The sequence below is a fragment of the Veillonella sp. ACP1 genome (assembly GCF_000286635.1).
Lineage (GTDB): Bacteria > Bacillota > Negativicutes > Veillonellales > Veillonellaceae > Veillonella > Veillonella atypica.
In genome coordinates this window covers 53,589-79,226 of the sequence record NZ_ALKL01000014.1, presented here as the reverse complement: position 1 = coordinate 79,226, position 25,638 = coordinate 53,589, and the positions used below count along the sequence as shown (strand labels likewise).

The 25,638-nt window shown below is 39.0% G+C and carries 23 protein-coding genes; all 23 read left to right on the top strand.

What is annotated here, in order from left to right; genetic code table 11:
- Window positions 1–169: 169 nt before the first annotated feature.
- A complete protein-coding gene (locus tag HMPREF1151_RS06260) occupies window positions 170–4,459 on the top strand; it encodes a translocation/assembly module TamB domain-containing protein (RefSeq protein ID WP_009661473.1) in 4,290 nt (1,429 codons plus the stop codon).
- A gap of 156 nt (window positions 4,460–4,615) precedes the next feature.
- On the top strand, window positions 4,616–6,793 hold the full coding sequence (locus tag HMPREF1151_RS06255; RefSeq protein ID WP_009661447.1) for an outer membrane protein assembly factor: 2,178 nt from the start codon (window positions 4,616–4,618) through the stop codon (window positions 6,791–6,793).
- A gap of 108 nt (window positions 6,794–6,901) precedes the next feature.
- A complete protein-coding gene (locus HMPREF1151_RS06250) occupies window positions 6,902–7,384 on the top strand; it encodes an OmpH family outer membrane protein (protein WP_009661451.1) in 483 nt (160 codons plus the stop codon).
- 36 nt (window positions 7,385–7,420) lie between these two features.
- Window positions 7,421–8,389, top strand: a complete 969-nt coding sequence (locus HMPREF1151_RS06245; RefSeq protein WP_009661462.1) for a hypothetical protein — start codon at window positions 7,421–7,423, stop codon at window positions 8,387–8,389.
- 10 nt (window positions 8,390–8,399) lie between these two features.
- A complete protein-coding gene (locus HMPREF1151_RS06240; protein WP_005383070.1) occupies window positions 8,400–8,930 on the top strand; it encodes a hypothetical protein in 531 nt (176 codons plus the stop codon).
- A 29-nt stretch (window positions 8,931–8,959) separates the two neighbouring features.
- Window positions 8,960–9,991 (top strand): UDP-3-O-(3-hydroxymyristoyl)glucosamine N-acyltransferase, encoded by a 1,032-nt coding sequence (lpxD, locus tag HMPREF1151_RS06235; protein ID WP_005381785.1) that lies wholly within the window; start codon window positions 8,960–8,962, stop codon window positions 9,989–9,991.
- A gap of 7 nt (window positions 9,992–9,998) precedes the next feature.
- The gene (locus tag HMPREF1151_RS06230; RefSeq protein WP_005381729.1) at window positions 9,999–10,901 is read left to right on the top strand and encodes a lysophospholipid acyltransferase family protein; all 903 of its coding nucleotides are present in this window, start codon (window positions 9,999–10,001) and stop codon (window positions 10,899–10,901) included.
- Window positions 10,902–11,080: 179 nt separating this feature from the next.
- Window positions 11,081–11,920: a UDP-3-O-acyl-N-acetylglucosamine deacetylase gene (lpxC, locus tag HMPREF1151_RS06225; protein WP_009661484.1), complete on the top strand. Its 840-nt coding sequence runs from the start codon at window positions 11,081–11,083 to the stop codon at window positions 11,918–11,920.
- On the top strand, window positions 11,917–12,342 hold the full coding sequence (gene fabZ, locus HMPREF1151_RS06220; RefSeq protein ID WP_005376579.1) for a 3-hydroxyacyl-ACP dehydratase FabZ: 426 nt from the start codon (window positions 11,917–11,919) through the stop codon (window positions 12,340–12,342). Before lpxC ends, fabZ begins: the two co-directional genes overlap by 4 nt.
- Before the next feature lie 21 nt (window positions 12,343–12,363).
- Window positions 12,364–13,176, top strand: coding sequence for an acyl-ACP--UDP-N-acetylglucosamine O-acyltransferase (gene lpxA, locus HMPREF1151_RS06215; protein ID WP_005376607.1), 813 nt, complete (start codon window positions 12,364–12,366; stop codon window positions 13,174–13,176).
- Between the two features lie 258 nt (window positions 13,177–13,434).
- Window positions 13,435–14,271, top strand: coding sequence for an LpxI family protein (locus HMPREF1151_RS06210; RefSeq protein WP_005376584.1), 837 nt, complete (start codon window positions 13,435–13,437; stop codon window positions 14,269–14,271).
- On the top strand, window positions 14,271–15,413 hold the full coding sequence (gene lpxB, locus HMPREF1151_RS06205; RefSeq protein ID WP_009661454.1) for a lipid-A-disaccharide synthase: 1,143 nt from the start codon (window positions 14,271–14,273) through the stop codon (window positions 15,411–15,413). Before HMPREF1151_RS06210 ends, lpxB begins: the two co-directional genes overlap by 1 nt.
- Window positions 15,406–17,136 carry a lipid A export permease/ATP-binding protein MsbA gene (gene msbA / locus HMPREF1151_RS06200; RefSeq protein ID WP_005376614.1) on the top strand — a complete coding sequence of 577 codons (1,731 nt, stop codon included), beginning with the start codon at window positions 15,406–15,408 and terminating at the stop codon, window positions 17,134–17,136. The genes lpxB and msbA overlap by 8 nt, the downstream gene beginning before the upstream one ends.
- Window positions 17,137–17,138: 2 nt before the next feature.
- A complete protein-coding gene (locus HMPREF1151_RS06195) occupies window positions 17,139–18,443 on the top strand; it encodes a 3-deoxy-D-manno-octulosonic acid transferase (protein WP_005376599.1) in 1,305 nt (434 codons plus the stop codon).
- Window positions 18,444–18,482: 39 nt separating this feature from the next.
- On the top strand, window positions 18,483–19,595 hold the full coding sequence (lpxK, locus tag HMPREF1151_RS06190; protein WP_009661443.1) for a tetraacyldisaccharide 4'-kinase: 1,113 nt from the start codon (window positions 18,483–18,485) through the stop codon (window positions 19,593–19,595).
- Between the two features lie 44 nt (window positions 19,596–19,639).
- Complete coding sequence (gene kdsB / locus HMPREF1151_RS06185; RefSeq protein ID WP_009661485.1) at window positions 19,640–20,371, top strand: 3-deoxy-manno-octulosonate cytidylyltransferase; 732 nt, start codon at window positions 19,640–19,642, stop codon at window positions 20,369–20,371.
- Window positions 20,372–21,190: a 3-deoxy-8-phosphooctulonate synthase gene (gene kdsA / locus HMPREF1151_RS06180; protein WP_005376564.1), complete on the top strand. Its 819-nt coding sequence runs from the start codon at window positions 20,372–20,374 to the stop codon at window positions 21,188–21,190.
- Between the two features lie 12 nt (window positions 21,191–21,202).
- Complete coding sequence (locus HMPREF1151_RS06175; protein WP_005376628.1) at window positions 21,203–22,174, top strand: SIS domain-containing protein; 972 nt, start codon at window positions 21,203–21,205, stop codon at window positions 22,172–22,174.
- Window positions 22,174–22,695 (top strand): HAD family hydrolase, encoded by a 522-nt coding sequence (locus tag HMPREF1151_RS06170; RefSeq protein WP_005376638.1) that lies wholly within the window; start codon window positions 22,174–22,176, stop codon window positions 22,693–22,695. Before HMPREF1151_RS06175 ends, HMPREF1151_RS06170 begins: the two co-directional genes overlap by 1 nt.
- A 14-nt stretch (window positions 22,696–22,709) precedes the next feature.
- Complete coding sequence (locus HMPREF1151_RS06165) at window positions 22,710–23,642, top strand: lysophospholipid acyltransferase family protein (RefSeq protein ID WP_005376592.1); 933 nt, start codon at window positions 22,710–22,712, stop codon at window positions 23,640–23,642.
- Window positions 23,629–24,165, top strand: a complete 537-nt coding sequence (lptC, locus tag HMPREF1151_RS06160; protein ID WP_005376610.1) for an LPS export ABC transporter periplasmic protein LptC — start codon at window positions 23,629–23,631, stop codon at window positions 24,163–24,165. Before HMPREF1151_RS06165 ends, lptC begins: the two co-directional genes overlap by 14 nt.
- A gap of 15 nt (window positions 24,166–24,180) precedes the next feature.
- Window positions 24,181–24,900 carry an LptA/OstA family protein gene (locus HMPREF1151_RS06155; RefSeq protein ID WP_005376608.1) on the top strand — a complete coding sequence of 240 codons (720 nt, stop codon included), beginning with the start codon at window positions 24,181–24,183 and terminating at the stop codon, window positions 24,898–24,900.
- A 13-nt stretch (window positions 24,901–24,913) separates the two neighbouring features.
- Window positions 24,914–25,633 (top strand): LPS export ABC transporter ATP-binding protein, encoded by a 720-nt coding sequence (gene lptB, locus HMPREF1151_RS06150; protein WP_005376602.1) that lies wholly within the window; start codon window positions 24,914–24,916, stop codon window positions 25,631–25,633.
- Window positions 25,634–25,638 lie beyond the last annotated feature (5 nt).

Genomic DNA, 25,638 nt, shown 5'->3' with positions numbered 1-25,638 from the left:
TCTATTTAAAATGACGATTGCTTCGGCGGTCGTCATTTTTTTATCGTTGAATGAACTGTATTACATTTTGATTTCATAAAATTTATACATCATATACTATTGAAATATCATAGAGTATGGTAATATTGATGTATAAATAAGCGTAATTTTTTTAGGTGTGGGGTTTCCTATGACAAGGAAAAAATGGTGCCTAATTGGTGCAGCAGTTTTAGGATTGGGTGTAGCTGGAATAGCTACTACCATCAATCCAATTGCAGAGCGATATGTGGCGCCCATGGTACAGGAACAACTACATAATACAGTTAGAGGTACAATTCAGTATGATTCTATGCACATCGCTTGGAATGGGGATGTAGTACTGCAAAATGTATCATTAAGGGATGAAAATGACCATTTGGTAGCGGCCGTTCCGACTATGAAGGTATCAATGAAATGGACATCTGCTCCATCTATTTTGATGGGGAATTCAAGTGGTGCAGCCATCGTTTCTACCATTACTTTAGAAAAACCGGACGTCCATGTGTGGCAACTAGCTGATGGATCTTGGAATGTAAATTCTTTATTGGAGTCATCCTCAAAAAATGATAAGAAATCATTTGATGGCAATATCGTCATTAATGATGCTACAGGTGCTGTTCGATTTAAAGATGGCAATGTACATAGGCTATCCAATCTAGATGGAAATATAGCCTTACATGTTGATGGTATGACAAAAGGGGCATTAAATGGACTTTTAGATGACCATTCGATCGCTGTTAATGGCTCTATCAACATGAATAAAATGGATGATTTTGATTTGTTTGTTCGAGCCGAGTCTGTTGATATATCAGGCATTATGAATATGGTTCCATCCAATAAAAATCTCTCTATAACATCTGGTATATTACATGATGTAAAAGCGCAGATTACGGGGCGTGATGGCAAGTATTCTATGTCTGGTAATTTAGCCTTTGATGGCTTAGGTGGTACCTATAAAAACGGGTCTACTACATACCAAATTGGACAGGGCAATGGTAAGATTTTCTTCCAAAATAATACTGTTTTAATCAGTCATAGTGGCTGGTATGTAAACGATCAAGCCGTTAAGGTGAATGGTTTGGTAACATTAGGGGATGAGGTTGGTTTAAACTTAAATGCGGTTGCTGATTCCGTAGCTTTAGAGGCTTTCACCAAAAATCAAATTACTGGTAACGTAGGTGCCCGTGTTCATATCGGCGGTACTAGTGTTAATCCCTATGTATCTGGTTCTATAAAGAGTGATGCCATCTCGTATGATAGCTATCATATCGATAGTGGAGAGGCTAATTTTAGTTATTTCGATGGTACAGTGGATATTCACGATGCTTCGTTATACATTGGTAATGGTAGCGTAAAAGCCAAAGGACAATACGGCATTGATAGTGGTGAATTTTCCATTGATGGTACGATTCATAATGCAGAAATAGCTCCATTTACACAAAATTTATCTACACAGGCATCTGGTATTGTGAATGGAGAATTTTCTGTAAAAGGAAAAAATAGTGATATTACCTCCATAGAAGGTAATATAGTGGGAACGAGTCTATCCGTGCGTGGTATATCTATTGATTCTGCTCGCGTTAGCTTTAATAATGTAGGCGCCTTGACAAATATAGCCGTTACGGGGGCGATAGGAAATGGCCAACTTAGTGGATATGGAACGATTGATAATAATCTATTGAATCTATCCTTGTCGGCGGATTCATTAGATGCATCTAATTTTTCAAGTCTTGTTGGTAATAGTATATCTGGCAATATTACAGGCCATGCTTCTATTACAGGAAGTTTAGATAATCCATCTGTAACAGGTAGTGTTACAAGTCCTGAGATTATCTATAGTGGGGCTCACTTTAATTCCATTAATGCAGGCTTTACTATTAAAAATCATATATTAGAATTAACAGATACATCTATAGGTGATGGAGATGGTGCCATTACTGTAGGGGGTACATTTGATTTAAATTCTAATGCACTTAATATGCGGACGCGTGCTAAAGCTGTCCGGATAGAGAACTTGATTCGGCCGTTTTCTGATGTTCCGCTTACTGGGTGGTTTGAATCTGAAAATGAGATTCGTGGTACTTTAGATAATCCATATGTTCAGGGCCATGTTCATTTATATGATGGTTCTTATAATGGCAAATTGATTAGTGATGCAAAGGCAGATTATACATTAGAAAATAAGACTCTTACATTACCTAAGTTTACTATTCAAGGATATGGTGCTGTCATTCAAGGTTCTGGTACTATGTCAGAAGATGCCCTAAATATCGATTTAGAAGGTAAAGATATAGATATTGGTAGGTTATTAGTCAATACTGATTATGATGTAAAAGGCTATGTACAAGCTAAGGGGCATATTGGAGGCTCTTTATACAATCCTAATTTTAATGGATCTGTTACATCTAACTTCTTAACTATTAATGGCGAAGGTATCACCAACATTTCTGGTACATTATATGCAGATAAAACCGTTGTTAATTTAGAAAAATTTGAATTTGATGAAGAACAAGGTGGCCATTATATGGCCCGTGCAGGTATGTCTACTGTGGGCGATAAGCGATTATTTGGTACATTACAGGTGACAAATGGTCGTGTAAGCAATCTATTATCCCTACTGGGAAAACCGGTGGATAAATTGGATGGTTCTTTGAGTGGTACAGTTGATTTAGGAGGCACCTATGGCAATCCAAGCCTTAATGTGGTGGGTTCAATTAAGGATGTAACTATTGATACTAAGGTAGTAGGCGATGCAAAGATAGATGCCAGTCTAGAAAATCGTAAGTTTAAAATTCGAACATTAAAATTACCTGTTGATGATGGACTTATTGCTGCTGGTGGTACTGTTGATTTAGATGGTGATGCAGATTTACAAATTGCAGTTCGCGATGTTGATATAGAACCATTCTTACCGCTTATTGGTGATAATATTAATGCAACTGGTTCCATTACCGGTGTTATCAATATGACAGGGGTTACAAAAAATCCTAAGGTTGAATTATCCGCGAGCCTTGCCAATGGTTCTTATAACGGTATCGATATTGATCAAGGTTTTGTATTGGCAACCATGGAAAATCAGGTTATTAACGTTCAACGTATTCAAGGGGTTAAAGAAAACTATAAGCTAAGTGCATATGGCAAGATTCCTCTAGCCGCGTTGTATACGACTGGATATCTCGATGCAAATGATTCTAAAGCGATGGATATGACTATTGACTTTAATGAGGCTGATATGGCTGTTATCCCTTTGATTACTCCTACGGTGAAAGACGCAACTGGGGCATTAAAAGGTGTTGTTCATGTAACAGGAACTATTGATCAACCAGAAGCGTACGGTACAGTATCTGTTCGAAATGGTACCATGAAGATAAAGACTGTAGGAAATGAGCTTAAGAATATTGATGGGGATTTAATTTTCTCAGGTCAACAAGCAGATTTTCAATCTCGCATATCTGCGGGCAAAGGGACCGCTGGTTTAGCAGCGAAGGTTAATTGGACAGGTCATACCATGACTAGTTACCGTGCAGCCATTCAATTGGATGGGTTAGATTTATCTAACGAGTATATTTCAGGTCCATTAAAGGGAGAACTCTATATAGCTGAAAAAGAGGGAATCCCTACACTTATGGGTAATCTAAATCTAGAGAATATGAAGTTCAAAATTCCACTTTCCTTAGAAACTAGTGAAAGCACGCGTGATTTGGGGATTGATGTTAACGTACATGCTGGTAAAAATGTACGACTCTACGATAGAACTTTGTATAATATGCGTATTAGTGGAGATGTTCATTTTGGGGGCTCTGTATTTAATCCTACCTCTAGTGGACAGTTTAACGTGGTGAGTGGTACGTTTAAATATCTAAGCCATACCTTTGATATTACAAAGGGGACTGCAACTTTTACATCTGGAACGTATTTGCCTATGCTTCAACTAGATGCGGAAACAAATGTAGGTACTTATAATATCCATCTCGGCGTGAAAGGTACTGTGGATCATATGGATTTAACGCTTAAATCCGAACCAAGTTTATCGCGTAAGCAAATCATTTCTATGTTGACCTTCGGTCGTGGTGAACCATCGAATAGTAGTACAATTACCAATGAAGATGCGAATGCATTAGCGGTAGCCAGTGCACAAATGTTTGCTTTTGGCTATGTACAAGATGCAGTGCAAAATGCATTAGGTTTAGATCGTGTTAATATTACGACAGGCTCCATAGATCCGAATGAACCTACTAGTAGGGAAACATCGGGAAATTATAATATCGAAATCGGCAAATATGTCTTGCCGAGAACGATGATCACCTATACGCAAGGTATCAATAATAAACAAAATAAATATGGTATTGAATACTCGTTACGGCGAAGTGTTAAGTTTAATGCTTGGCATACATCACAAGGTAGTACCTATATTGGTGGACGTTGGACACGAGAGTTCTAGCAATGATGACTATAATGAAGAATCTGAATAAGGAGCTTCATTATAGTCATTTTAATTTCATAAAATTGAATTATAGTAGTACTAATTCCCAGTATTATATGATATAATAATAAAGATTTAATACTCTTTAAAGAGGGATAATTTTAGGAGGATTTTATGTTAACAAGCAAAGCCTATAAACGTATGCTAGCAGCATCTGTGTTGACTGCTGTTATGGGTACTGGCAGTGTGTTTGCTGCAGAAGTACAAACAGGCTATACACCAGATATGAATGCAACTGCTACAGCAGATACTGCAACTACTGATGATACAACGACTAAAGCAGCTGTATACAATGCGGGTACAGAAAAGGGTGCTAATACACAAGATAATACTGATGCGGCAATTTTAGCTGCTCGTGGTGACACTACATTATCCACTGATGGTACTGTTGTACAAGGTTCTGATGGTACAGTTACCGTTAATAACGGGGCTTTAAAAACAGACGATAAACAAGTTAAAATGGTTTCCAAAACTACAGCAGGTACAGACTTGGATAAGGTTGCAGAAAACGGTCAGGCACAAGCTGTAACATCTGTTGAGGCTCAATACGTTACTGCTGTTAGTGCTGATTCTGTTAACCCATTTGTAGGTAAAACAATTACAGGCTTATCTATCTCTGGTATTCCTGCAGATCAAGCGGCGCAATTAATGACATTGTTATCTGAAAAGGTAGGCGATGCTGTTTCCGTTGATGGTGTATTTAAAGATGTACAAAATTTGGGTAACAGTGGCTATTTCTCAGAAGTGAACCCGGTCTTTACATCTGTTCCGGAAGGCGTGAAAATTGACTTTGCTGTTGTGACTAACCCTGTAGTACATGGTGTTGTATTTGAAGGTAACTCTGTATACACATCCGATGTATTAACTAAATATATGGCAATTCCTGAAGGCCAAATTATGAACTCCGTATATGTAGGCCAAAAGGTACAAGGTATCAATGCAGCGTATGCTCGTGATGGTTATATGTTAGCTCATGTAGACGGTATTGCTGTAGATGACAATGGTATGATTCATATCCATATCGTGGAAGGCATTGTAGAAGATATTGTACCAGCTGGTAATAAGAAAACTCGAAACAAAGTTATCACTCGTGAGTTCGTACAAAAAACTGGTAAACCATTCAACAAGTTCTTAGTTCGTCGTTCCGTAGAACGCGTGTACAACTTGGGCTTCTTTGATGATGTAAATGTACGTATGTTACCAGGTGAAAAAAATCCTAACAATGTAATTATCGAAATTGACGTATTGGAACATAAAACAGGTACAATCACATTAGGTGCAGGTTATTCTAAATCCGATGGCTTGATGGGTATCGTTGAATTTGGTGAAGATAACCTTCGCGGTACAGGTGATAAATTTAAAGTTCACTGGGAAATCGGTGGTAAGAAGAAATATAAAAACTACCAAATTTCTTACTTGAAACCTTGGATTGACCACAGAGGTACTTCTCTTGGATTCTCCTTCTTCAACCGTGAAGATGAATACACTGACTATGATAGCGATGGTAGCGAAGTAGCAGAATACAACAAAAAATCCAAAGGCTTTAATATCTCCTTTGGTCGTCAAACAGGCGAATATACACGCGACTACTTAACACTTGAATCCCGCTCTGATAAATACAAATGGGATAATGACGATAGCTCTGGATTCCGTTATGATGCGGGTACTGGTGCAGGTCCTAATAATAGATGGAATAACGGCTCATATGATTTTGCCGGCATGGATTATGTAGGTAAAAACTTTGGTCGCATCAATTCCATTTCATGGCAAAAGGTATATGACTCCCGCGATAATATTTATGAACCAACTCGTGGTCGTCGTATTTCCTACACTGCACAATGGGCTGGTCATGGCTTAGGCGGTGATTTTGATTTCTATAAATTCACAGCTGAAATGCGTGCATACAAAAAAGTGGGTTCCAAAAATGTATTGGCATTCCGTGCACGTGGTGGTTTCATCCAAGGTGATGCACCATATAGCCAATTGTTCACATTAGGTGGCGCAGATACATTACGTGGTTACGAAGATGATCAATTCCGCGGTAAAAATATGTATAATGCGACATTGGAATTCCGTTTCCCTATCGTGAAAAAGGTAAGTGGCGTATTATTTACAGATATCGGTGATGCTTGGGATGCTCCTAATGTTCCTTGGTATAAAAATACTAAGAGCTTTAACTATGGCGTTGGTGCCGGTGTTCGAATCACTACACCAATCGGTCCTGTTAAACTCGACTATGGTATTGGCAAGGATAAGAAGAAATTCCACTTCAGCTTCGGTACACAATTCTAATATTGAGACATATTATGGTGAAAGCACCTTCTATAGAGGGGGCTTTCACCAATATCTCTATTATGGCACTCATAGTGCGTAGATTAACAGAAATGAGGAATGTTCATTATGATGAGAATGATGAATAACAAGAAGAATGTGAAAATATTCTCCATTGTTATTGCCGCAATTTTTATTATCGGTATTGGTGCGTTAGCCTATACTCAAATGGCTACACCTGGTACTAGTGCTGCTAGTAATGTAGGTGTAATCGATATGAGCCGTTTGGATAATCCTGAAAACCCTGTATATGTAAAAGCTGCTAAGGAATTTACTGATTATCGTAGTCAAGTAGCTGCAGATATGCAAACGAAGGTAGATGCTGCTCAAGATGATGCTACTAAAGCTAAAATTAAGCAAGAAGCACAAGCTAATGTAGAAAAGAAAATGGAAGAAATGAATAAACAAATGGCAGATCAAACCATGGAAGCAGCTAAAGCTGTTGGCAATGCTAAGGGTTTATCTGTAGTTCTTCCTAAAGACGCAGTTCTTTATGGCGGTGTAGATATTACTGACCAAGTACTAAAAAAACTTGCATCTGATGCAAAATAATAACGATACAAAGGTAATCGGATAAGGGTGAGCAGTATGAAGCTAAATAAACGGTATATAGGATTATTTCTGTTTTTAGCAGCTGCACTGATTGCGATGTATGGAGGCTATGGATTTATTACTAATCGTCAATCTTCAGAAGGGCCGTCTATTGGGGTAGTACAAATTGATGATGTACTAGAGTTTAATCCGTCTTATGAAGATTATAAGAATGCAAAGACCGAATTAGAACAGTTAAAAGCGCAATATGCTTTAGAACAAGAGGCGTTAAATACTAAGTCTGATTTGCAGAACGAACAGCTTAAATCCTTGTCTTTAGACACAACATTGTCAGATGCGTTGAATGTTGAATTACAAACGCGTATCGCTACAAAGCAAAATCAACTTAATGCACAGCTAGATGCTAAACGGGCTGAACTGGTACAAAAATACATGAAAGAGCTCAAGGTTGTTAACAAGGGATATGACTTGGAGATTGTAAATCTACAATTACAACTATATGCTTTTGATAGCCGTGTTTATATCGATGATGCGCAGAAAGAAGCTGCTCAGGCACAAAAAGCTGAATTGGAAAGCCGACTTCAAAGCTTGCTGGCTAAACGTAAACCATCCAATTTTGATATGGATACTATACGGGCTAAAGTAGATGCAGAATTAAAACCTATTCGTGATGCAGGGGAACAAGAACTTAAACAATATGCCGAATCTGTACAAGCTGAACTAGCAAAGAAACGCGATACAATGATGCAAAATCAAGCTAAAGCGATTGTATCGACGAATAATTTGCCAGTTCCTCAAGAGTGGAACGATAGTTGGGCAAAGAAATTATCGGATAAAGAGGCAGAGGTAAATGCACTTCATGAAGCCATTTTAGAAGACGTGCGGATGCGCGTTGCTATTATTGCTCAAGAACGTCATTTAGACCTTGTTTTGATTGATCATGGTGGAAATATCAAAGGGCTAGATATAACAGATGCTGTGAAAGCGTCATATCGAGTTCAGTAAGGAGTATACGATGAATAAGAAAATGAAATCTTTAATTTTAGGTGCAACAATGATTATGGCATTGCCAATTATTGGTGGCTGTGGTAGCAATACTATTGGCTATGTAGATTCCCAAAAAGTTGTGACACAAACTGCGAAATCTATTGAGATTAACAAAGAAATTAATGCAAAAGGTAAAGAACTTCAAGCCAAAATCGATGCTGCTGATGAAGCATCTAAAGCGCAAGTTACGACTGATGCAAAACAAGATTTTAATGCTTTCACAACTGCAAAAAATCAAGAGTTGAAACAATATATTGATCAACAAGTTAATGAATTAGCTAAAGAGAAAAAGCTAGATGTAGTATTGCTTAAAGGTGCTGTTGTTGGTGGCGGCGTAGATGTAACTGATGACTTAATCAATAAAATGGGCAAAGCATCTGATGAAGATATTAAAGCTGCAGAAAATGAAGCGAACCAACAAGAAGCTCAACAAGCGCAACAAGGTGATGCTCAACAAGGTGAAGCCCAACAAGCGCAACCTGCTGGAGCTGCGCAATAGTTTAGTTAACACTTGGGGGGGACTTAATAGTGGAAAAGACCGTACTGGAGCTTGCTCAACTTATTGGTGGTAAGGTGGTTGGTAATGAATCGCTAGTAATCACAGAAACACGTGGCTTTGAACAAGCGGCACCTCAATCGATTACATTTGCTATTGGTGAATATGTGGAACACATTGGCTTATGTAAAGCTGGTGCTGTAATTTTAGAGCAAGAAGCGCCCAATGCACCGATGACACAAATCATTGTAGATAATGCAAAGGTTGCCTTCGCACAAGTATTACAATTATTTCATCCACCTGTTGTAATACCACGTGAAATCCATCCTACTGCAATCATTGGTGAGAATGTTAAGCTAGGCGATAATGTTGCTATTGGTGCCTATTGTGTTATCAATGATAATGCAGTGATTGGTGATAATGTTACAATTCGTCCATATGTTTATATTGGTCATAATACTCGTGTTGGTAATGATTGTGATATATATACTGGCGCCGTTGTTCATGAAAATTGTATATTAGGAAATCGTGTCGTATTACGTGCCAAAGCGGTAATCGGTGGTGAAGGATTTGGTTTTGCTACTGAAAATGGCGTACATACGCATATTCCTCAAGTAGGTAATGTCATTTTAGAGGATGATGTAGAAATTGGATCTTGTACAACCATCGATAATGCAACTATGGGATCTACATTAGTTCGAAAAGGGACAAAAATTGACAACCTAGTTCACTTGGGACATAATGTTGAAATTGGTGAAAACTGTTTCCTCATTGCACAAGTGGGAATTGCAGGTAGTACGAAATGTGGAAATAATGTAATTTTTGCAGGACAGACCGGTTGTACAGGGCATATTACAATAGGTGACAATGCAAAATTTGCTGGTAAAACTGGTATTACTGGTAATGTACCAGCAGATGCTGTTATGGCTGGTTACCCAATGCGTCCTCATAAGGAATGGTTAAAACTGTCCGCTTATGAACATCGCTTACCAGAAATGGTAAAAACTGTAAAACAATTGCAGAAGGAAATCGATGCTTTAAAAGCGCAGCTTAAGGAGAGCTAATACGTTTATGTATAGGTTTATGAAGTTGTTTAGTGCCTTTATTTGCATGTTGCCTCATAGTTGGCAGTATGCAATAGGTACATTGCTTGGTGAAATTGCTTGGCTTGCTGTGCCTCCTAAACGGAAGCGGTTGGCAATCGGGCAGATTTTGTTTTGTAAAATCACTGATGATCCTGTTGAAGCAAAACGAATTGCTAAGGCGAGTACGACTCGATTTGGTCGTATGATTATCGATGTATTGAGATACCCTGAAATTAAAGATGGCGGCTATAAAGATATGGTCAACTTTACCAATAAGGATATTTTGGATGAAGTCTTAGCTGATGGCAAGGGGGCTATTCTGGCTGCCCTTCATAGCGGTAACTGGGAATTGCTTGGAGGTGTACTGGCTTCTGAAGGGTACCCTCTAATTTCTGTAGCGCTAAAACAAAACGGCGATGCAGATAAATTTATCAATGAATATCGTGAGCTTATGCATCAACATGTGATGTATAAGACGAGTGTGCGCGATATGGTGAAAGCTTTAAAAAGCGGTGCTTTTTTAGGGTTGATTATGGATCAGGATCCTGGAGAAAATGGTGTATTGGTACCATTCTTTGGTTATGAAACACTAACAGCAGATGGTCCTGCTGTATTAGGGCGTATGCAAGATGTACCTATCATCTTTGTGACCATGCACTATAGCCCTTATACGGGAAAACATGAACTTGAAGTACATCCACCATTATATGTAGAAAAAACAGATGATAAGAAACGGGATGTAGCAATTACTACGATTAAGCTCAATGAATTTATTGAGGATTATATTCGTCGTTATCCAGAAGATTGGTTCTGGCTACATAATCGTTGGAAATGGACTCGTCGTTACTACGGTGACAAGATTGATACTCCACCAGATGTGTTTCATTAAAAAAATATAAAAAGTATAATCGGCGTTGCAGATGTCTTAAAATAAAGCTTTGCAATGCCGATTTTTTACATCTAGTCAGTTGATAAATAGTCCTATATTCTTGTAACAGCTATGCAAATAGGGTATAATACAGTATGGTGTATAGTAGACATGGAATTAGATTATGAAAGGACATTCTTATGAGTAAGCCCCAACAAACAATTAAACAGGCTATTTCATATAAGGGAATTGGCCTTCATAGCGGGGAACCTGTAACCATGGTTTTTAAGCCAGCACCTGAAAATACAGGAATTGTGTTTGTGCGCTCAGATATAGAGGGAGCCCCCTCCGTTCGAGCACACATTGATAATGTGACGAACACTATGCGCGCTACTACTTTGGAACATGGTGAAGCAAAGGTTTTCACTGTTGAACACGTAATGGCTGCATTCAGTGCTATGAATATTGATAACTGCTTTGTTGAAATGGACTCTCCTGAGCCACCTGTTGGCGATGGAAGTAGTGCCGTATTTGTTGACTTAATCCTTCAGGCGGGAATTGAAGAACAACAAGCTGAACGACATGTGTATAAGGTGAAACGTAGTCATTCCATTTATGATGGCGATAGATTTATTCTTATTGTACCTTATGATGGATATCGCGTTACATTCACATCGATTAATCCACATCCGTTGCTTGGTACGCAACAATGTGATTTTGATGTAACACCTGAGTATTTTGAAGAACATATTGCCCGAGCTAGAACCATTGGATTTGTAAAAGAATTGGAACAATTGCAAGCCATGGGCTTGGCAAAGGGTGGCAGTACAGATAATGCTCTTGTATACGATGATACAACCTGTTTATCTGTTCCACGATTTGAAGACGAATTAGTTCGTCACAAAGCCCTTGATGTGATGGGTGATTTATATTTATTGGGACCTATTGAGGGACATGTAATTGCGTTAAAATCGAGCCATGAACTCAATTCTCGTTTGGCTCATAGTATAATAGAAGAAATAAGGGAGACACAGCAATGATTCTTAACCATGAAGACATTTTAGAAATTTTACCACATCGTTACCCAATGCTATTGGTAGATCGTATTATTGAATTGGAACCAATGAAGCGTGCTGTGGGCATTAAAAATGCTACATTCAATGAATTGTTCTTCCAAGGCCATTTCCCTGGAAATCCAGTTATGCCTGGTGTACTATTAACAGAAGCAATTGCCCAAGTTGGTGGCATTGCTTTATTATATCCTGAAGAAAATCGTGGATTAACACCTATGTTTACAGGCATTGATAAAGTACGTTTCCGTCATCCGGTAAAACCTGGTGATGTTGTACGCATGGAAGTAGACATTGTAAAAATTAAGGGCCGTATGGGCAAGGTTGAAGGTCGCGCTTATGTGGGCGATAAACTTTGTGCTAGCGGTGAATACATGTTTGCCCTTGTATAATAGACTTAAGGAGTGATTGTAGTGATAGTTGTAGGCATGGAAAATGCGGAATCCAACATTCATAACACGGCCATAGTGCATCCGAATGCTAAACTGGGCAAAGATGTTGTCATTGGACCTGGTGCTGTCATCGGGGAAAATGTAGAAATAGGGGATGGCACTCAGATTGGTGCCAATGTAGTTATTGGTGGTTGGACAACCATTGGTAAACGTTGTGAAATCTATCCAGGTGCATCCATTGGTTTGGAACCGCAAGATTTAAAATTTAAAGGCGAGAAAAGTTATTGTTACGTAGGTGATGAAACGGTTATCCGTGAATTCGTTACCATTAGCCGCGCTACTGGAGAAGGCGAAGAAACACGTGTTGGCAATAACTGTTTATTACAAGCGTGTACGCATGTAGCTCATAATTGCATTGTGGGGAATAATGTTATTATGAGTAACTGTGCAGGCTTGGCTGGTCATGCTATCGTTGAAGATCGCGTGGTTATAGGTGGCCTCGCTGGTGTTCATCAATTTGTGAAAATTGGCCGTAATGCTATGGTTGGCGGTATGGCTAAGGTGGTACAAGATATTCCGCCTTATGTTATTGCTGATGGTCAACCGGCTCGTGTTATCGGATTGAACTCTGTTGGCCTATCTCGTGCAGGTATTTCGGAAGAGGTACGCCGTAGCTTGAAGCAAGCGTTCCGCATCATTTATCGTTCAGGCTTTAGCTTGTCTAGAGCGATTGAAGAGATGGAAATGCAACTTGATTCTTCCGTTGAAATTGAAAACTTATTACGCTTTTTACGCAATGCTGATCGTGGCATTATGCGTACCCGTCGTGATTAATATGAAACTCTACATTATGTTTATATAATGTAGAGTTTTTTTGTGGTTATTTTATACTCTTTTTAGACGCATCCTTTTTGTGCAAGAATGTAGGAAAATACAATGCGTTTATAGCTAGAAAAGCGTTGAAATTATAGTAAAATGGCGTGATTTATAGTACAATATAGTGTATATGAGTATGTCTTAAAATTATACTCAAAACAAATGATTTGACGAAAAATTGTGGACCATATAAGGCTTCACATAGGAGGTATAGTCGTGGCCAAGGTAGGTTTAATTGCAGGTATTGGCGTTTTACCTGTTGAGTTCATGCGGGCTGCTCATATGTTGGGGCATCAAGTTGTAGTTATCAGTGTTGTGCCTGATACAGATCCTATATTAGAGAAAGAAGCGGATGCTTTTTACAACATTAGTGTGGCTAAGTTAGGTAAAATATTTAAAACCTTGAAAAAAGAGGGCGTTACTGAGCTTACTATGCTCGGGAAGGTAACAAAGGAAATTTTATATAAAGGCTTATCCTTCCCTGATTTAAAAACTTTGGGTGTCCTTAAACGATTGAAAAATCGTAAAGATGATACTATTATGCTCGCTATTGTTGATGAAATTGAACGAGAAGGTTTTTCTGTCCTAGATCAAACTGTGTATTTGAAACCATTCATGCCTAAGGTTGGGGTATTGACCAAACGACAACCGACAGAAGAACAATGGCAGGATATTTGTTTCGGCTTTGAATTGGCTAAACAGATGGGCAAGCTTGATATTGGTCAAACTGTAGTAGTAAAGCATAAAGCAGCAATGGCTATTGAGGCTATTGAAGGAACTGATAAATGCATATTGCGCGGCGGTGAACTCGGTAGAGGTGAGGCCGTAGTCGTTAAGACTGAAAAACCAAATCAAGATGTTCGCTTTGATGTGCCTGCTGTAGGTATTAAGACATTAATGTCCATGATTGATAGTGGTTGTAATGTTTTGGCTGTAGAGGCTGAAAAAACGATATTTGTACAACAAGAAGATGTACTAGAAATGGCTAATCGCCATAATATTATTATTTGTGCTGTAGATCAAGCATTTGTAGATGCTAGAAAGGAACTATGATGAAAATTATGTTTTCTGCTGGCGAAGCGTCTGGAGATACACATGGCGCTAGCGTGGCCAAAGCGCTTTCACAAATAGATTCCAATATAGAAATGTTCGGTATGGGTGGCACCTTGATGGAACAAGCTGGCGTTCGTATCGTATATGATATCAAAAATCTCGGCGTTATTGGCATCGTAGAAATCATAAAATCATTGCCAAAGTTCTTTAAATTACGCACCTATTTAAAACGGGTCATGATGAAAGAAAAACCGGACGTACTCGTATGTATCGATTATCCGGGATTCAACATGAAATTGGCTGAAGTAGCTCACCAGTTAGGAATCCCTGTATTGTACTATATAGCGCCTACTATTTGGGCTTGGCATAGCAGCCGTGGCAAGACGATTAAGAAATTTGTTACAAAGGTGGCCTCTATTTTTCCGTTTGAAGCAGAAGCATATCGCAAGTTCAATTGTGACGTAGAATTTGTGGGGCACCCATTAGTAGATATCGTGCATCCATCCATGACTAAGGAGGAGGCGATGGACTACTTTGGGGCTAGGCCAGAAGCAAAACGCATTCTATTGATGCCGGGCAGTCGAAAACAAGAGGTGTTATCCCTCTTGGATGTAATGCTTGAAAGTGGGGAACGTTTGTTACAGTCTCACGAAGATGTGCAGTTCTTTTTACCGCGTGCTCATACGATTGAGCGCAGTGAATTAGAAGCTTTCATCAGTGAACGAAATGTCCCTGTAATGATTACGGAAGACCACACCTATGATTTGATGCAAATCTGTGATGTATGTTTAGCTGCATCGGGCACTGCTACACTAGAAACAGCGATGATGGAGTTGCCAACTGTATTATTATATAAGGTATCGCCTATTACATATGGCATCGGTAAGATGGTCGTAAATCTTACGCATGTAGGGTTGCCTAATATTGTAGCCGGCAAGGAAGTCATTCCTGAATTATTGCAAGATGATGTCTCCGTAGATGCTATAGTGAATGCCGTCTTGCCTCTATTAGATGATTTGCAAGTTAATCAACATATGCGCTCCGAATTGCGCAGCGTCAAAGAAAAACTAGGTGAGTCAGGTGCTGTTAATCGCGTGGCTCAATTGATTTATGACCTAGGTAAGGAGAAAACTAATGAATAGTTACTCACGTTTATTGTATTTTGTGAGACCCTATTATAAACGAATGATATTTGCTGTATTTTGCATGATTGTAGCAGCTGCAGCATATCTCGTAGTACCATGGCTAATCAAAAACGTCGTAGACCAAGTATTACAAGATAAAAATATGTTTATGCTCAATCTCATCGTTGGGGCCATCATTTTGATATTTTTAATTCGTGGCTTTGCCACATATGGACAGACTTACAATATGTCCTATATCGGTCAACGGGTTATCATCGATGTACGGGAAGCAATTTTTAAGCATTTACAACGCTTGTCCTTATCCTATTTTGATCGACGTAAAACTGGCGTCATCATGAGTAATCTCACAAATGACGTATCTGCTCTTCAATCAGCAGTAGTGGATAATCTTATATCTCTTATTACGGAGTCCGTTACCTTAATTGGTTCCTTAGTTTCCATGTTGCTCATCGATTGGAAATTAACGCTTGTTACATTTATAACGGTGCCAATGGTGCTGATTATCATAAATGTGTTTGGTAAAAAGTTGCGTTTAGCTGGCCATGATGTACAAGGCCGTATCGCTGATATTACAGCTCTTTTACAAGAGGTAATTTCCGCTATTCGCGTCGTAAAATCTTTTGCTCGCGAAGGTTTTGAAGTTAAACGCTTTGAAGTAGAAAATCAAAATAACTTTAATGCCGTTATTAAAGCCACTAAATTGACTAGCTTATTAAGTCCTATGGTTGAGTTCTCTGCAGCGATTGCAGTGGCTGTTATCCTGTGGTATGGTGGTTATTCCGTAGTTACAGGAACAATTACAGCTGGTTCTTTAATTGCGTTCTTGATTTATGCTATTAACCTATCAAATCCTGTTAAGCGTTTGAGCCAAGTCTATGGTAATATCCAAAAAGCGTTGGCTGCAGCTGACCGTGTGTTTGATATTTTAGATACAAAAGCCGATGTAGTGGAAAAAGAAAACGCTATAGAATTGCCTGATATTAAAGGCGATGTAGATTTTAATCACGTTAGTTTCTCCTACGATGGTGAAAAAATGGCATTATGTGATTTTAACTTGTCTGTTAAGGCTGGTGAAAGCGTAGCCTTAGTAGGACCGTCTGGAGCAGGCAAGACAACATTAGCCAATCTATTACCTCGTTTTTATGATGTTACGAGTGGATCTATAACAATTGATGGTACAGATATTAAAGACGTAACCTTTAAATCGTTACGTAATCAAATTGGGTTAGTACCACAAGAAACAGTTTTATTTAATGCATCCATTAAAGAGAATATTTTATATGGTCGCTTAGATGCGAGTGATGAAGAAATTTACGAAGCAGCTAAGGCGGCGAATGTATTAGAGTTTGTAGATAAGATGCCTGATGGTCTCGATACTATCGTAGGTGAACGAGGTAGTTCATTATCAGGTGGTCAACGTCAACGTGTTGCAATTGCACGTGCTATCTTGAAGAATCCTAAGATTTTAATTCTCGATGAAGCTACGTCTGCTCTTGATACAGAAAGTGAAAAACTTGTACAAGAAGCGTTAGACCGCTTGATGGAAGGTCGTACAGCCTTTGTTATTGCCCATCGTTTGAGCACTGTACAAAATGCACATCAAATTGTTGTATTAAATCAAGGTAAGTTGGTAGAGAAGGGAACTCACCAAGAACTATTAGCCTTGGAAAATGGTTTATATAACCATCTTTATTCCGTTCAGTTCTCTAATAAAGGATAAACATGTACTGGATATATAATGTATTGCTCATATTTTACTGGATTGGCCTAATTCCGGTTATCCTATATCGTCTTGCTTTTGAAGATGGTTTTTATGAGCGTATAAAACAAAGTGCAGGATATATGCCTGCTACACTATTAAAAAAAATAGAAGGACGTCGTGCGATATGGATTCATGCTGCATCAGTTGGGGAGATTGTTGCAACGAGTCCTCTTGTAAAAGAAATTAAACGAGAGTTTCCAGAAGCGGTAGTCGTTGTATCTGTCGTTACGGCCACAGGTCATGCGATGGCACATCGAATTATACCGGAAGCTGAAGGCATAATTTTCTTCCCCTTAGATTTACCGTACTTAACACGTAAAATTTTGCATATCATTAAACCGATTGCTATTTTATTAGTAGAAACAGAAATTTGGCCAAATTTCTTGCGTATCGCAGAGTCTGAAAAGATTCCAGTTATGATGGTGAATGGTCGTATTTCCGATCGCAGTATGAAACGCTATCGCTATATTAGTGCTTTCACGCGGGAAATGTTGAGCTCTATCGAACGATTCTGTATGCAATCAAATTTTGATGCAGAATATATTGCACAGCTTGGTGCGAACCCTGATGAAATCACTGTTACTGGCAATATGAAGTATGATCAAACCTATGCAACAGTATCCGAAGAAGAAAAGCAAGCCTTGTTAGACGAATTTGGATTTGGTCATAATCATCCTATTATCGTGGCAGGCAGTACACACAAGGGTGAAGATGAAGCCGTATTTGAATCTTTTAAACAGGTTTTAGTAGAGTATCCTAATGCAAGATTACTTATTGCGCCTCGTGAGATTTATAGAGGCCATGATGTACAGACCTTAGCAAAACGTTATGGTTTGGAAGCCATTTGTCGTAGTGATATGACCGAACCGGTGCATAAGGAAATTCCTGTAGTAGTACTTGATACGATAGGGGAACTTGGTCGTTTGTACAGCTTAGGCGATATCATTTTCGTAGGTGGTTCTCTTGTTAAAACAGGGGGGCACAATATTCTAGAACCAGCTGCTCATGGAAAACCTATTATTGTGGGCCCGCATATGTTTAATTTTAAGGAAATTTTTAATCTCTTACATTCTAGACATGCATGTGAGCAAGTTAAAAATCAAAAAGATTTAACTACTATGATTTTACATCTCTGTAAACACCCTGAATTAGCGAAAGAAATGGGGCAGAATTGCTTAGATATTATCCGTGAAAATCGTGGTGCAACGCGTCGCAATACGCAAGAATTACGTCAACTATTTGAATCACATCATATTATTCCTTAAGAAATATTGGTGTAATCGATACGGAAGGAGGTGCCTACTATGAATGGTGAAGATATTTTTAAGAGCATTGTAAGCGGCGAAGATCAATCTATCTTAGGCGATGTAGCCAGGGCTGGGTTATCACTTCTTAGTAAGGGGTATAAAAAAGCTGTTACTATGCGTAACGCAAAGTTTGATGCAAATAAAGGTGTTGTAAAAGTATCGGTACCTGTAATTAGTGTTGGTAATATAACAGCTGGTGGAACTGGTAAAACTCCAATGGTTAGACTTATCTGTGATATTTTAGGACAGAAAGGCTTTCATCCAACTGTATTGAGCCGTGGTTATAGAGCTAAAGATAATAGTCAAAATACAATTATTTCCAAGCATGGATCTATTTTAGTAGAGCCTGAGGAAAGTGGAGATGAGGCTTGGCTATTAGCGAAAGTGCTACCAAAATCTAGTGTAATTATTGGTCGTAATCGTATAGAATCGGCACGTATAGCAATTGAAGAGTTAGGTGCTGATTATCTTGTAATGGATGATGGTTTTCAACATCGAGCGTTGCATCGAGATAAGGATATTGTATTAATTGATGCATCGAATCCTTTTGGCTATGAACATGTATTGCCAAGAGGATTATTACGTGAGCCTATGGAGGGACTTGCACGAGCTGATATTATTGTGCTTACAAAAGTAGATCAAGTTGATCCAGGATTGGTTGCAGCACTTAGAAAGCGATTAGCTCGGATGGCGCCACAAAAGCCTGTTTATGAGACCATTCATAAACCACGTGCAGTCTATACACTTGAGGCATGGGCTAATGGTGATGAAGGACATCCTATTGGTACTGATAGCGATTTACCTATTATGGCCGTAAGTGGTATCGGTAATCCTAAATCCTTTACGAAGACGCTGGAAGGCTGTGGCTACGATGTAGTACATACAATGGGGTTTGGTGATCATCATGATTTTTCGGATGATGATGTAGTAGAAATCTGGAAGCAAGCTTTTGCTCATCAAGCCAAGGCGATTATGATTACTGAAAAAGATGCTGTTAAATTAAGTCAGTTGCATACAATTGAAGACTTGAAAATACCGATTCTAGTGCTATCCATAGGTATTGAGTTCATCTCTGGAAAACAAGAATTCATAGAAAATTTAGAGATTTAGTGTATAATAATAAGATACGCAAATAAAAGAAATGGGGTTTTATTGTGAATATTGGTTGTGTGATTCCAGCTCGATTTGGTTCCACGAGATTGCCAGGAAAACCTTTGGCAGATATCGCGGGTAAACCTATGATTCAACGCGTTTATGAACGTGTTACACAGGCGAAGAAACCACAAGTAGTTATTGTGGCTACTGATGATCAACGCGTATATGATGCGGTTAAATCTTTTGGTGGTACGGTTGTTATGACTGATGCCAATCATCCGACTGGTACTGACCGATTAGCTGAAGTAGCACAACAATATACCGACCTAGATGTTATCATCAATGTACAAGGTGATGAACCTATGATTGATGCGCATTTAATCGATCAGTTAGGAGAACTTTTTGAAGATGATGCACATCTACAAATGGCTACAGTAGCAACCCCTTTATTAAAAGAAGAGTATGATGAACCTTCTGCGGTGAAGGTTATACTTAATAAACGAAATGATGCGATGTATTTTTCCCGCTCCTTAATTCCCTATCCACGTCATGATTTTGTTAATGCTCCTTTAAAGCATATTGGCATTTATGCATATCGTCGTCAATTTTTATTAGACTATGCAAAGATGGAGCCTACTGCAGCAGAGCAAACAGAGTCGTTAGAGCAGTTGAGAGCGTTGGAAAATGGATTTTCCATCCGCGTCATTACTACAGATAAACGATTTGTTGGTGTTGATACACCAGAAGACTTAGCTCGTGTAAATGAAATATTCGAGCAAGAGGAGAAATAAATGAAAACAGTAAACGTTGGTAATATGACAATTGGTGGCGGTAAAGGGCTGTTTGTATTAGCAGGCCCATGCGTAATCGAAGATTACGACCGCACATTGGCAATTGGCAAAGAGGCTAAAGCAATTTGTGAACGCCTAGGCATTCCTTATGTATTTAAGGCTTCTTTTGATAAAGCTAATCGCTCTAGCTTCAATTCTTTCCGCGGTCCAGGCCTAGAAGAAGGTCTAAAAATTTTAGCATCCATCAAAAAAGAATTGAATGTACCAGTTGTTAGCGACATCCATTCTATTGAACAAATTGAACCAGCAGCAGAAGTGTTGGATATTCTCCAAATTCCTGCATTCTTATGTCGTCAAACTGACCTAGTTTACGGTGCTGCTAAAACGGGCAAATGCGTAAATGTAAAAAAAGGTCAATTCATGGCTCCAAAAGATATGGAGAATGTTCTTAATAAAATGAAAGAATCGGGCAATGAAAATCTTATGCTTACAGAACGTGGTTTTAGCTTTGGCTATAATAATCTCGTTGTAGATATGAGATCATTCCCTATTATGCGTTCCTTTGATTATCCAGTGATTTTTGATGCTACTCATAGTGTGCAATTACCAGGTGGGGCTGGTACAAAATCCAGTGGCAATCGAGAATTTGTGCCAAATTTGGCACGTGCCGCTGTTGCTAGTGGTGTAGATGGTTTATTCTTTGAAGTACATGATAATCCTGAAGAAGCGCTTTCCGATGGTCCAAACATGGTATATTTAAATCAATTCGAAGACTTATTAAAAGACTTAGTAGCTATTGATAAAATCGTTAAACGATAAGGGGCGATAGTATTGGATATTTTAGAACAGGCCGCTCAAGTGCTTCATGAGGAAGCACAAGCGATAGAACAGTTAATAACAACATTAGATCAAAGTTTTGTAAATGCTGTTAACATGATTCTTGCATGTAAAGGTCGTGTTGTATGTACTGGCATGGGTAAATCTGGACATATTGGTCGTAAGATTGCTGCTACATTAGCGAGTACAGGTACACCAGCATTATTTATGCACCCAGGGGAAGGTGTTCATGGCGATCTAGGTATGATTACTGAAGATGATGTAGTACTTGCCTTTTCTAATAGTGGGGAAACAGGTGAAATCATTGGTATTTTGCCTTCATTGCGCCGCATAGGTGCTAAATTGATTTGCGTTGTAGGAAAACCTGAATCTACATTGGCTAAAAATTCCGATGTTGTATTATTGGCGCAAGTTGAACGCGAAGCATGTCCGTTAGGATTGGCACCAACTACAAGTACAACAGTAGCATTGGCCTTGGGCGATGCTTTGGCGGTATGTTTACTAGAGCGTCATCATTTTACGCCGGAAAACTTCGCTGTTTTCCATCCAGGTGGCTCACTTGGAAGACGTTTATTGTTGACTGTTGAAAATATTATGCATGGTGGTGAAGATAATCCAGTTGTACACAAAGGGGCAACCGTTCGTGATGCTCTGTTTGTAATGACGGAAAAAGGACTTGGTGCCACTAGCGTTATCGATGAAGATGGTCACTTAATCGGCCTTGTAACTGATGGTGATGTGCGTCGCGGTCTTGATTCTGGTAGCAACTTCTTAGAGTGGCCAGTTGAAGATATGATGACGAATATGCCACGTACTATTACAAAGGATAAATTGGCTGCTGAAGCACTTCATGTAATGGAAAAAAATCAACCTCGTCCTATTACAGTACTACCTGTAGTAGATGAAGAAGGCCATGCAATGGGGATTGTTCACATTACAGACTTACTTCGTCGAGGCATCGTGTAATGAATATTAAGTGGATTATCCTCGATGTTGATGGTGTATTAACAGATGGAAAATTAATCTATACATCGAGTGGTGAAGAAATAAAGGCCTTCTCTGCAAGAGACGGATTAGGTCTAGCCGCTGCTCATAAAGCAGGGATTTCCCTAGGCATTATAACGGCTCGCACATCGCCTATGGTGGAACGGCGTGCTAAGGAATTAAAATTTGATGCTTTATTAATGGGGCATGCTAATAAAACGGAGGCTCTACGTTCTCTATGTGAAAGCCATCATATTGAGTTGGCGCATATAGCTTATATGGGTGATGATTTAAATGACCTAGGGGCTTTATCTCTCGTAGGCTTGCCGATGGCTCCTCAAGATGCGGCGGCTGAGGTTAAGGAATTGGCTCAATTTGTATCAAATCACAATGGTGGCTCTGGTGCCGTGCGAGATGCTGTTGAATATATTTTAAAAGCTCAAAACATGTGGGATTCAGTCGTAAAAGACTATGCTATGGAGGCTCATAACCATGGTCAATAAAGGAGGTGAGCAGAATGAATAATGAATGGCAATACCATGTCGTTAAGGGAATTAGTTGGCTTGTATGTCGACTGCCGTATAAGCTCATTTTGCTCATAGGTGCTAGCTTAGGACCCCTGTATGGAGTTATTGCAAAAAAGCAAAAGCTAAGAGGCATTAAAAATATAAAAATTGGCATGAATATGAATGACGAACAGGCAGAGGCTTTAATTGAAAAGCTATTCAAAAACCTAGGTCGAAGCGTTATGGAAATTCTGTATATGCCGAATTTGACTAAGAAATTTATTAATGAGCATATCGAAATGCGCGGTGTAGAGCATTTGGATAATGCTATTAAAGAAGATAAAGGCGTCATTGTTCTTACTGGGCATGTAGGCAACTGGGAATGGATGGGGGCTGCGTTAGCTGCACATGGTTATCCATCTACAACTATTGTAAAAAAACAACCTAATGCACAATTTACACGCTTTATGAATGAATATCGTGAAATGGTTGGCCTCGATGTGTTTGCCAGCGGTGGTAATGAAATAGTTTCTGCTGCAAAAGCATTGAAAAAGAAGAAATTGTTGGGCTTTTTGGCCGATCAAGATGGATATATTCACGGGTTACCGGTGCCATTTTTAGGGCAACCTTCTTCCGCTGTTGTAGGACCGGCTACATTTGCTAAAAAATTCGGTTCTCCTGTAGTACCAATTTTTACATCTAGAAAGCCTGAAGGTGGACATATTGTTCATATCTTGCCACCATTACATTACAATAATAGTGGCGATGATGATGTAGATATGTATACGTTGACAGAAGAGTGTGTACGCGTAACAGAAGACTTTATTCGTGAACATCCTGATGAGTGGATTTGGTTTCAACATCGATGGATGACTAAGATGAGCGAAATCGTTGATTATTATAAGAAACTAGAGATTCGGGAGAGAGCACATGAAAAACAATAAAAAATTAATCGCTATTGTCGTGGCTATCGTCATTGCTCTAGTTGGTCTAATCGCGTTCATTTTGCACGACTCTGGAGACTCTTCTTCTAAAGGAGCTAATAATGGGCAACTGGTGAATTTCCAAGGTGCCGAGCTTCAAGAAGAGAAGGACGGTAAGTTGGTATGGGCCCTATCTGCAGAGAAAATCGAGTATGACCCTCGTTCAAAATCGATTGTACTCACTAATTTAAAGGGTCTTTTCTATCAAGATGATGTGACAACAACGATTACGGCACCTCATGCTGTATTGTCTGGCGATCATAGTTCCCTTGATATTGATGGTGGTGTAACAGCTACCAATACGGAAGGGGCTAATTTTAAGACCGATGCATTACATTTTGATAACAAAACTAAAATGCTTACATCAAAAACGGCTTTCACTTATGATTCAAAAGATATTACTTTAACTGGTGATAAGTTAGAAGGTAATATGTCGTTGAAACAAATCAAAGCGATTGGTCATGCTAAATTGACGAAAAAGTAAAGTTGAGGAATTGCGATGAATAAGAAAAAATATATGGGATTAGCTGTAATCTCAGCAATGATGATGCTATCTGTTACCGCTTGGGCTGCCAATGAAGGTCCGTTGACCATTAGTGCGGATACATTATCCTATGATGGTAATACAGGTCGTGCAGAGGCATCTGGTAATGTAGTGATTACACAACAAGATAAAACGATGACTGGTGCGAATGGATGGTACAATACTAAAACTCGTGAAGCATCTCTAGAAGGTGGCGTTTCCATGATTGGTGATAATATGTCCATGTCAGCACAATCTGTACATAGTGTAAATGATAACCAGTTTAGTGCAGAGGGGGATGTTCATTTGCAACGGGATGATCGCCAAATCTTTGGTGACTCTGTTGAGTACAACTCTGATACTGAATATGGTAAGGTAGTGGGGAATGCTAAATTAATTGCAGAAGGCACTACATTAACAGGTAACCAAGTAGAAGGTTGGTTGAAAGAAATTCGCGCCGTTGCACAAGGTGGTGTAACATTTAATAATCCAGATAAAAATGTATCTGGTTCGGCAGATCGTGCTACATATACGCAAACGCCTAATCAAAATGATGGGGTTGTATTGCTTACTGGCTCAGCACATGCAGTACAAAATGGCAATGTGTTGAATGCGCCTGAGTTAAAATTGTACTTGAAGGATAACTCTGCGGAAACATTAGGCGGACGTAGTACATTAGTTATCACACCGAACTAGTAAGGATTAATGTATGTATATAGAAACTAAGAACCTAGTCAAAACATTTAATGGTCGGAATGTAGTAGATGGTGTAAGTCTTCATGTTGAAAAAGGACAAGTCGTGGGGCTATTGGGGCCTAATGGGGCTGGTAAGACTACATCGTTCTACATGATTGTAGGCATTGAAAAACCGACGACAGGTATTATTACAGTTGATGGTAAGGATATCACGATGTTACCGATGTATAAGCGGGCAGCGGAAGGCATTGGTTATTTACCCCAAGAGGCATCGATTTTTAGATCTATGACTGTTGAGGAAAATATTCGTGCCATGTTGGAAACAACAAATAAAAATCGTGATGAAATCGATCAAATTGTAAACTCTCTTATTGATGAATTTAATATTGGTCATGTGCGAGATCGCAAGGGGATGCAACTATCCGGTGGTGAACGGCGGCGTGTAGAGATTGCTCGCTGTTTGGCCTTAGAACCGAACTTTATCTTATTGGATGAACCATTTGCCGGCGTAGACCCAATTGCAGTTGCCGATATTCAACAAATTATTTTACAAGTAAAAAATAGAGGAATCGGCATTCTTATTACAGACCATAATGTGCGAGAAACATTAGGCATTGTTGATAAGGCATATATTCTAAGCACAGGTAAGATTTTATTGGAAGGTACACCTGATGAAATTGCCAATAACCCAATTGCTCGTGAACATTATTTAGGTAACAATTTTAAATTATAGGAGGG

What these genes read in the sequence shown, in the direction of transcription:
- HMPREF1151_RS06260 (WP_009661473.1), top strand. Translation starts at nt 170, where the DNA reads ATGACAAGGAAAAAATGGTGCCTAATTGGTGCAGCAGTTTTAGGATTG.
- HMPREF1151_RS06255 (WP_009661447.1), top strand. Translation starts at nt 4,616, where the DNA reads ATGTTAACAAGCAAAGCCTATAAACGTATGCTAGCAGCATCTGTGTTG.
- HMPREF1151_RS06250 (WP_009661451.1), top strand. Translation starts at nt 6,902, where the DNA reads ATGATGAGAATGATGAATAACAAGAAGAATGTGAAAATATTCTCCATT.
- HMPREF1151_RS06245 (WP_009661462.1), top strand. Translation starts at nt 7,421, where the DNA reads ATGAAGCTAAATAAACGGTATATAGGATTATTTCTGTTTTTAGCAGCT.
- HMPREF1151_RS06240 (WP_005383070.1), top strand. Translation starts at nt 8,400, where the DNA reads ATGAATAAGAAAATGAAATCTTTAATTTTAGGTGCAACAATGATTATG.
- HMPREF1151_RS06230 (WP_005381729.1), top strand. Translation starts at nt 9,999, where the DNA reads ATGTATAGGTTTATGAAGTTGTTTAGTGCCTTTATTTGCATGTTGCCT.
- lpxC (WP_009661484.1), top strand. Translation starts at nt 11,081, where the DNA reads ATGAGTAAGCCCCAACAAACAATTAAACAGGCTATTTCATATAAGGGA.
- fabZ (WP_005376579.1), top strand. Translation starts at nt 11,917, where the DNA reads ATGATTCTTAACCATGAAGACATTTTAGAAATTTTACCACATCGTTAC.
- lpxB (WP_009661454.1), top strand. Translation starts at nt 14,271, where the DNA reads ATGAAAATTATGTTTTCTGCTGGCGAAGCGTCTGGAGATACACATGGC.
- msbA (WP_005376614.1), top strand. Translation starts at nt 15,406, where the DNA reads ATGAATAGTTACTCACGTTTATTGTATTTTGTGAGACCCTATTATAAA.
- HMPREF1151_RS06195 (WP_005376599.1), top strand. Translation starts at nt 17,139, where the DNA reads ATGTACTGGATATATAATGTATTGCTCATATTTTACTGGATTGGCCTA.
- lpxK (WP_009661443.1), top strand. Translation starts at nt 18,483, where the DNA reads ATGAATGGTGAAGATATTTTTAAGAGCATTGTAAGCGGCGAAGATCAA.
- kdsA (WP_005376564.1), top strand. Translation starts at nt 20,372, where the DNA reads ATGAAAACAGTAAACGTTGGTAATATGACAATTGGTGGCGGTAAAGGG.
- HMPREF1151_RS06170 (WP_005376638.1), top strand. Translation starts at nt 22,174, where the DNA reads ATGAATATTAAGTGGATTATCCTCGATGTTGATGGTGTATTAACAGAT.
- HMPREF1151_RS06165 (WP_005376592.1), top strand. Translation starts at nt 22,710, where the DNA reads ATGAATAATGAATGGCAATACCATGTCGTTAAGGGAATTAGTTGGCTT.
- lptC (WP_005376610.1), top strand. Translation starts at nt 23,629, where the DNA reads ATGAAAAACAATAAAAAATTAATCGCTATTGTCGTGGCTATCGTCATT.
- HMPREF1151_RS06155 (WP_005376608.1), top strand. Translation starts at nt 24,181, where the DNA reads ATGAATAAGAAAAAATATATGGGATTAGCTGTAATCTCAGCAATGATG.
- lptB (WP_005376602.1), top strand. Translation starts at nt 24,914, where the DNA reads ATGTATATAGAAACTAAGAACCTAGTCAAAACATTTAATGGTCGGAAT.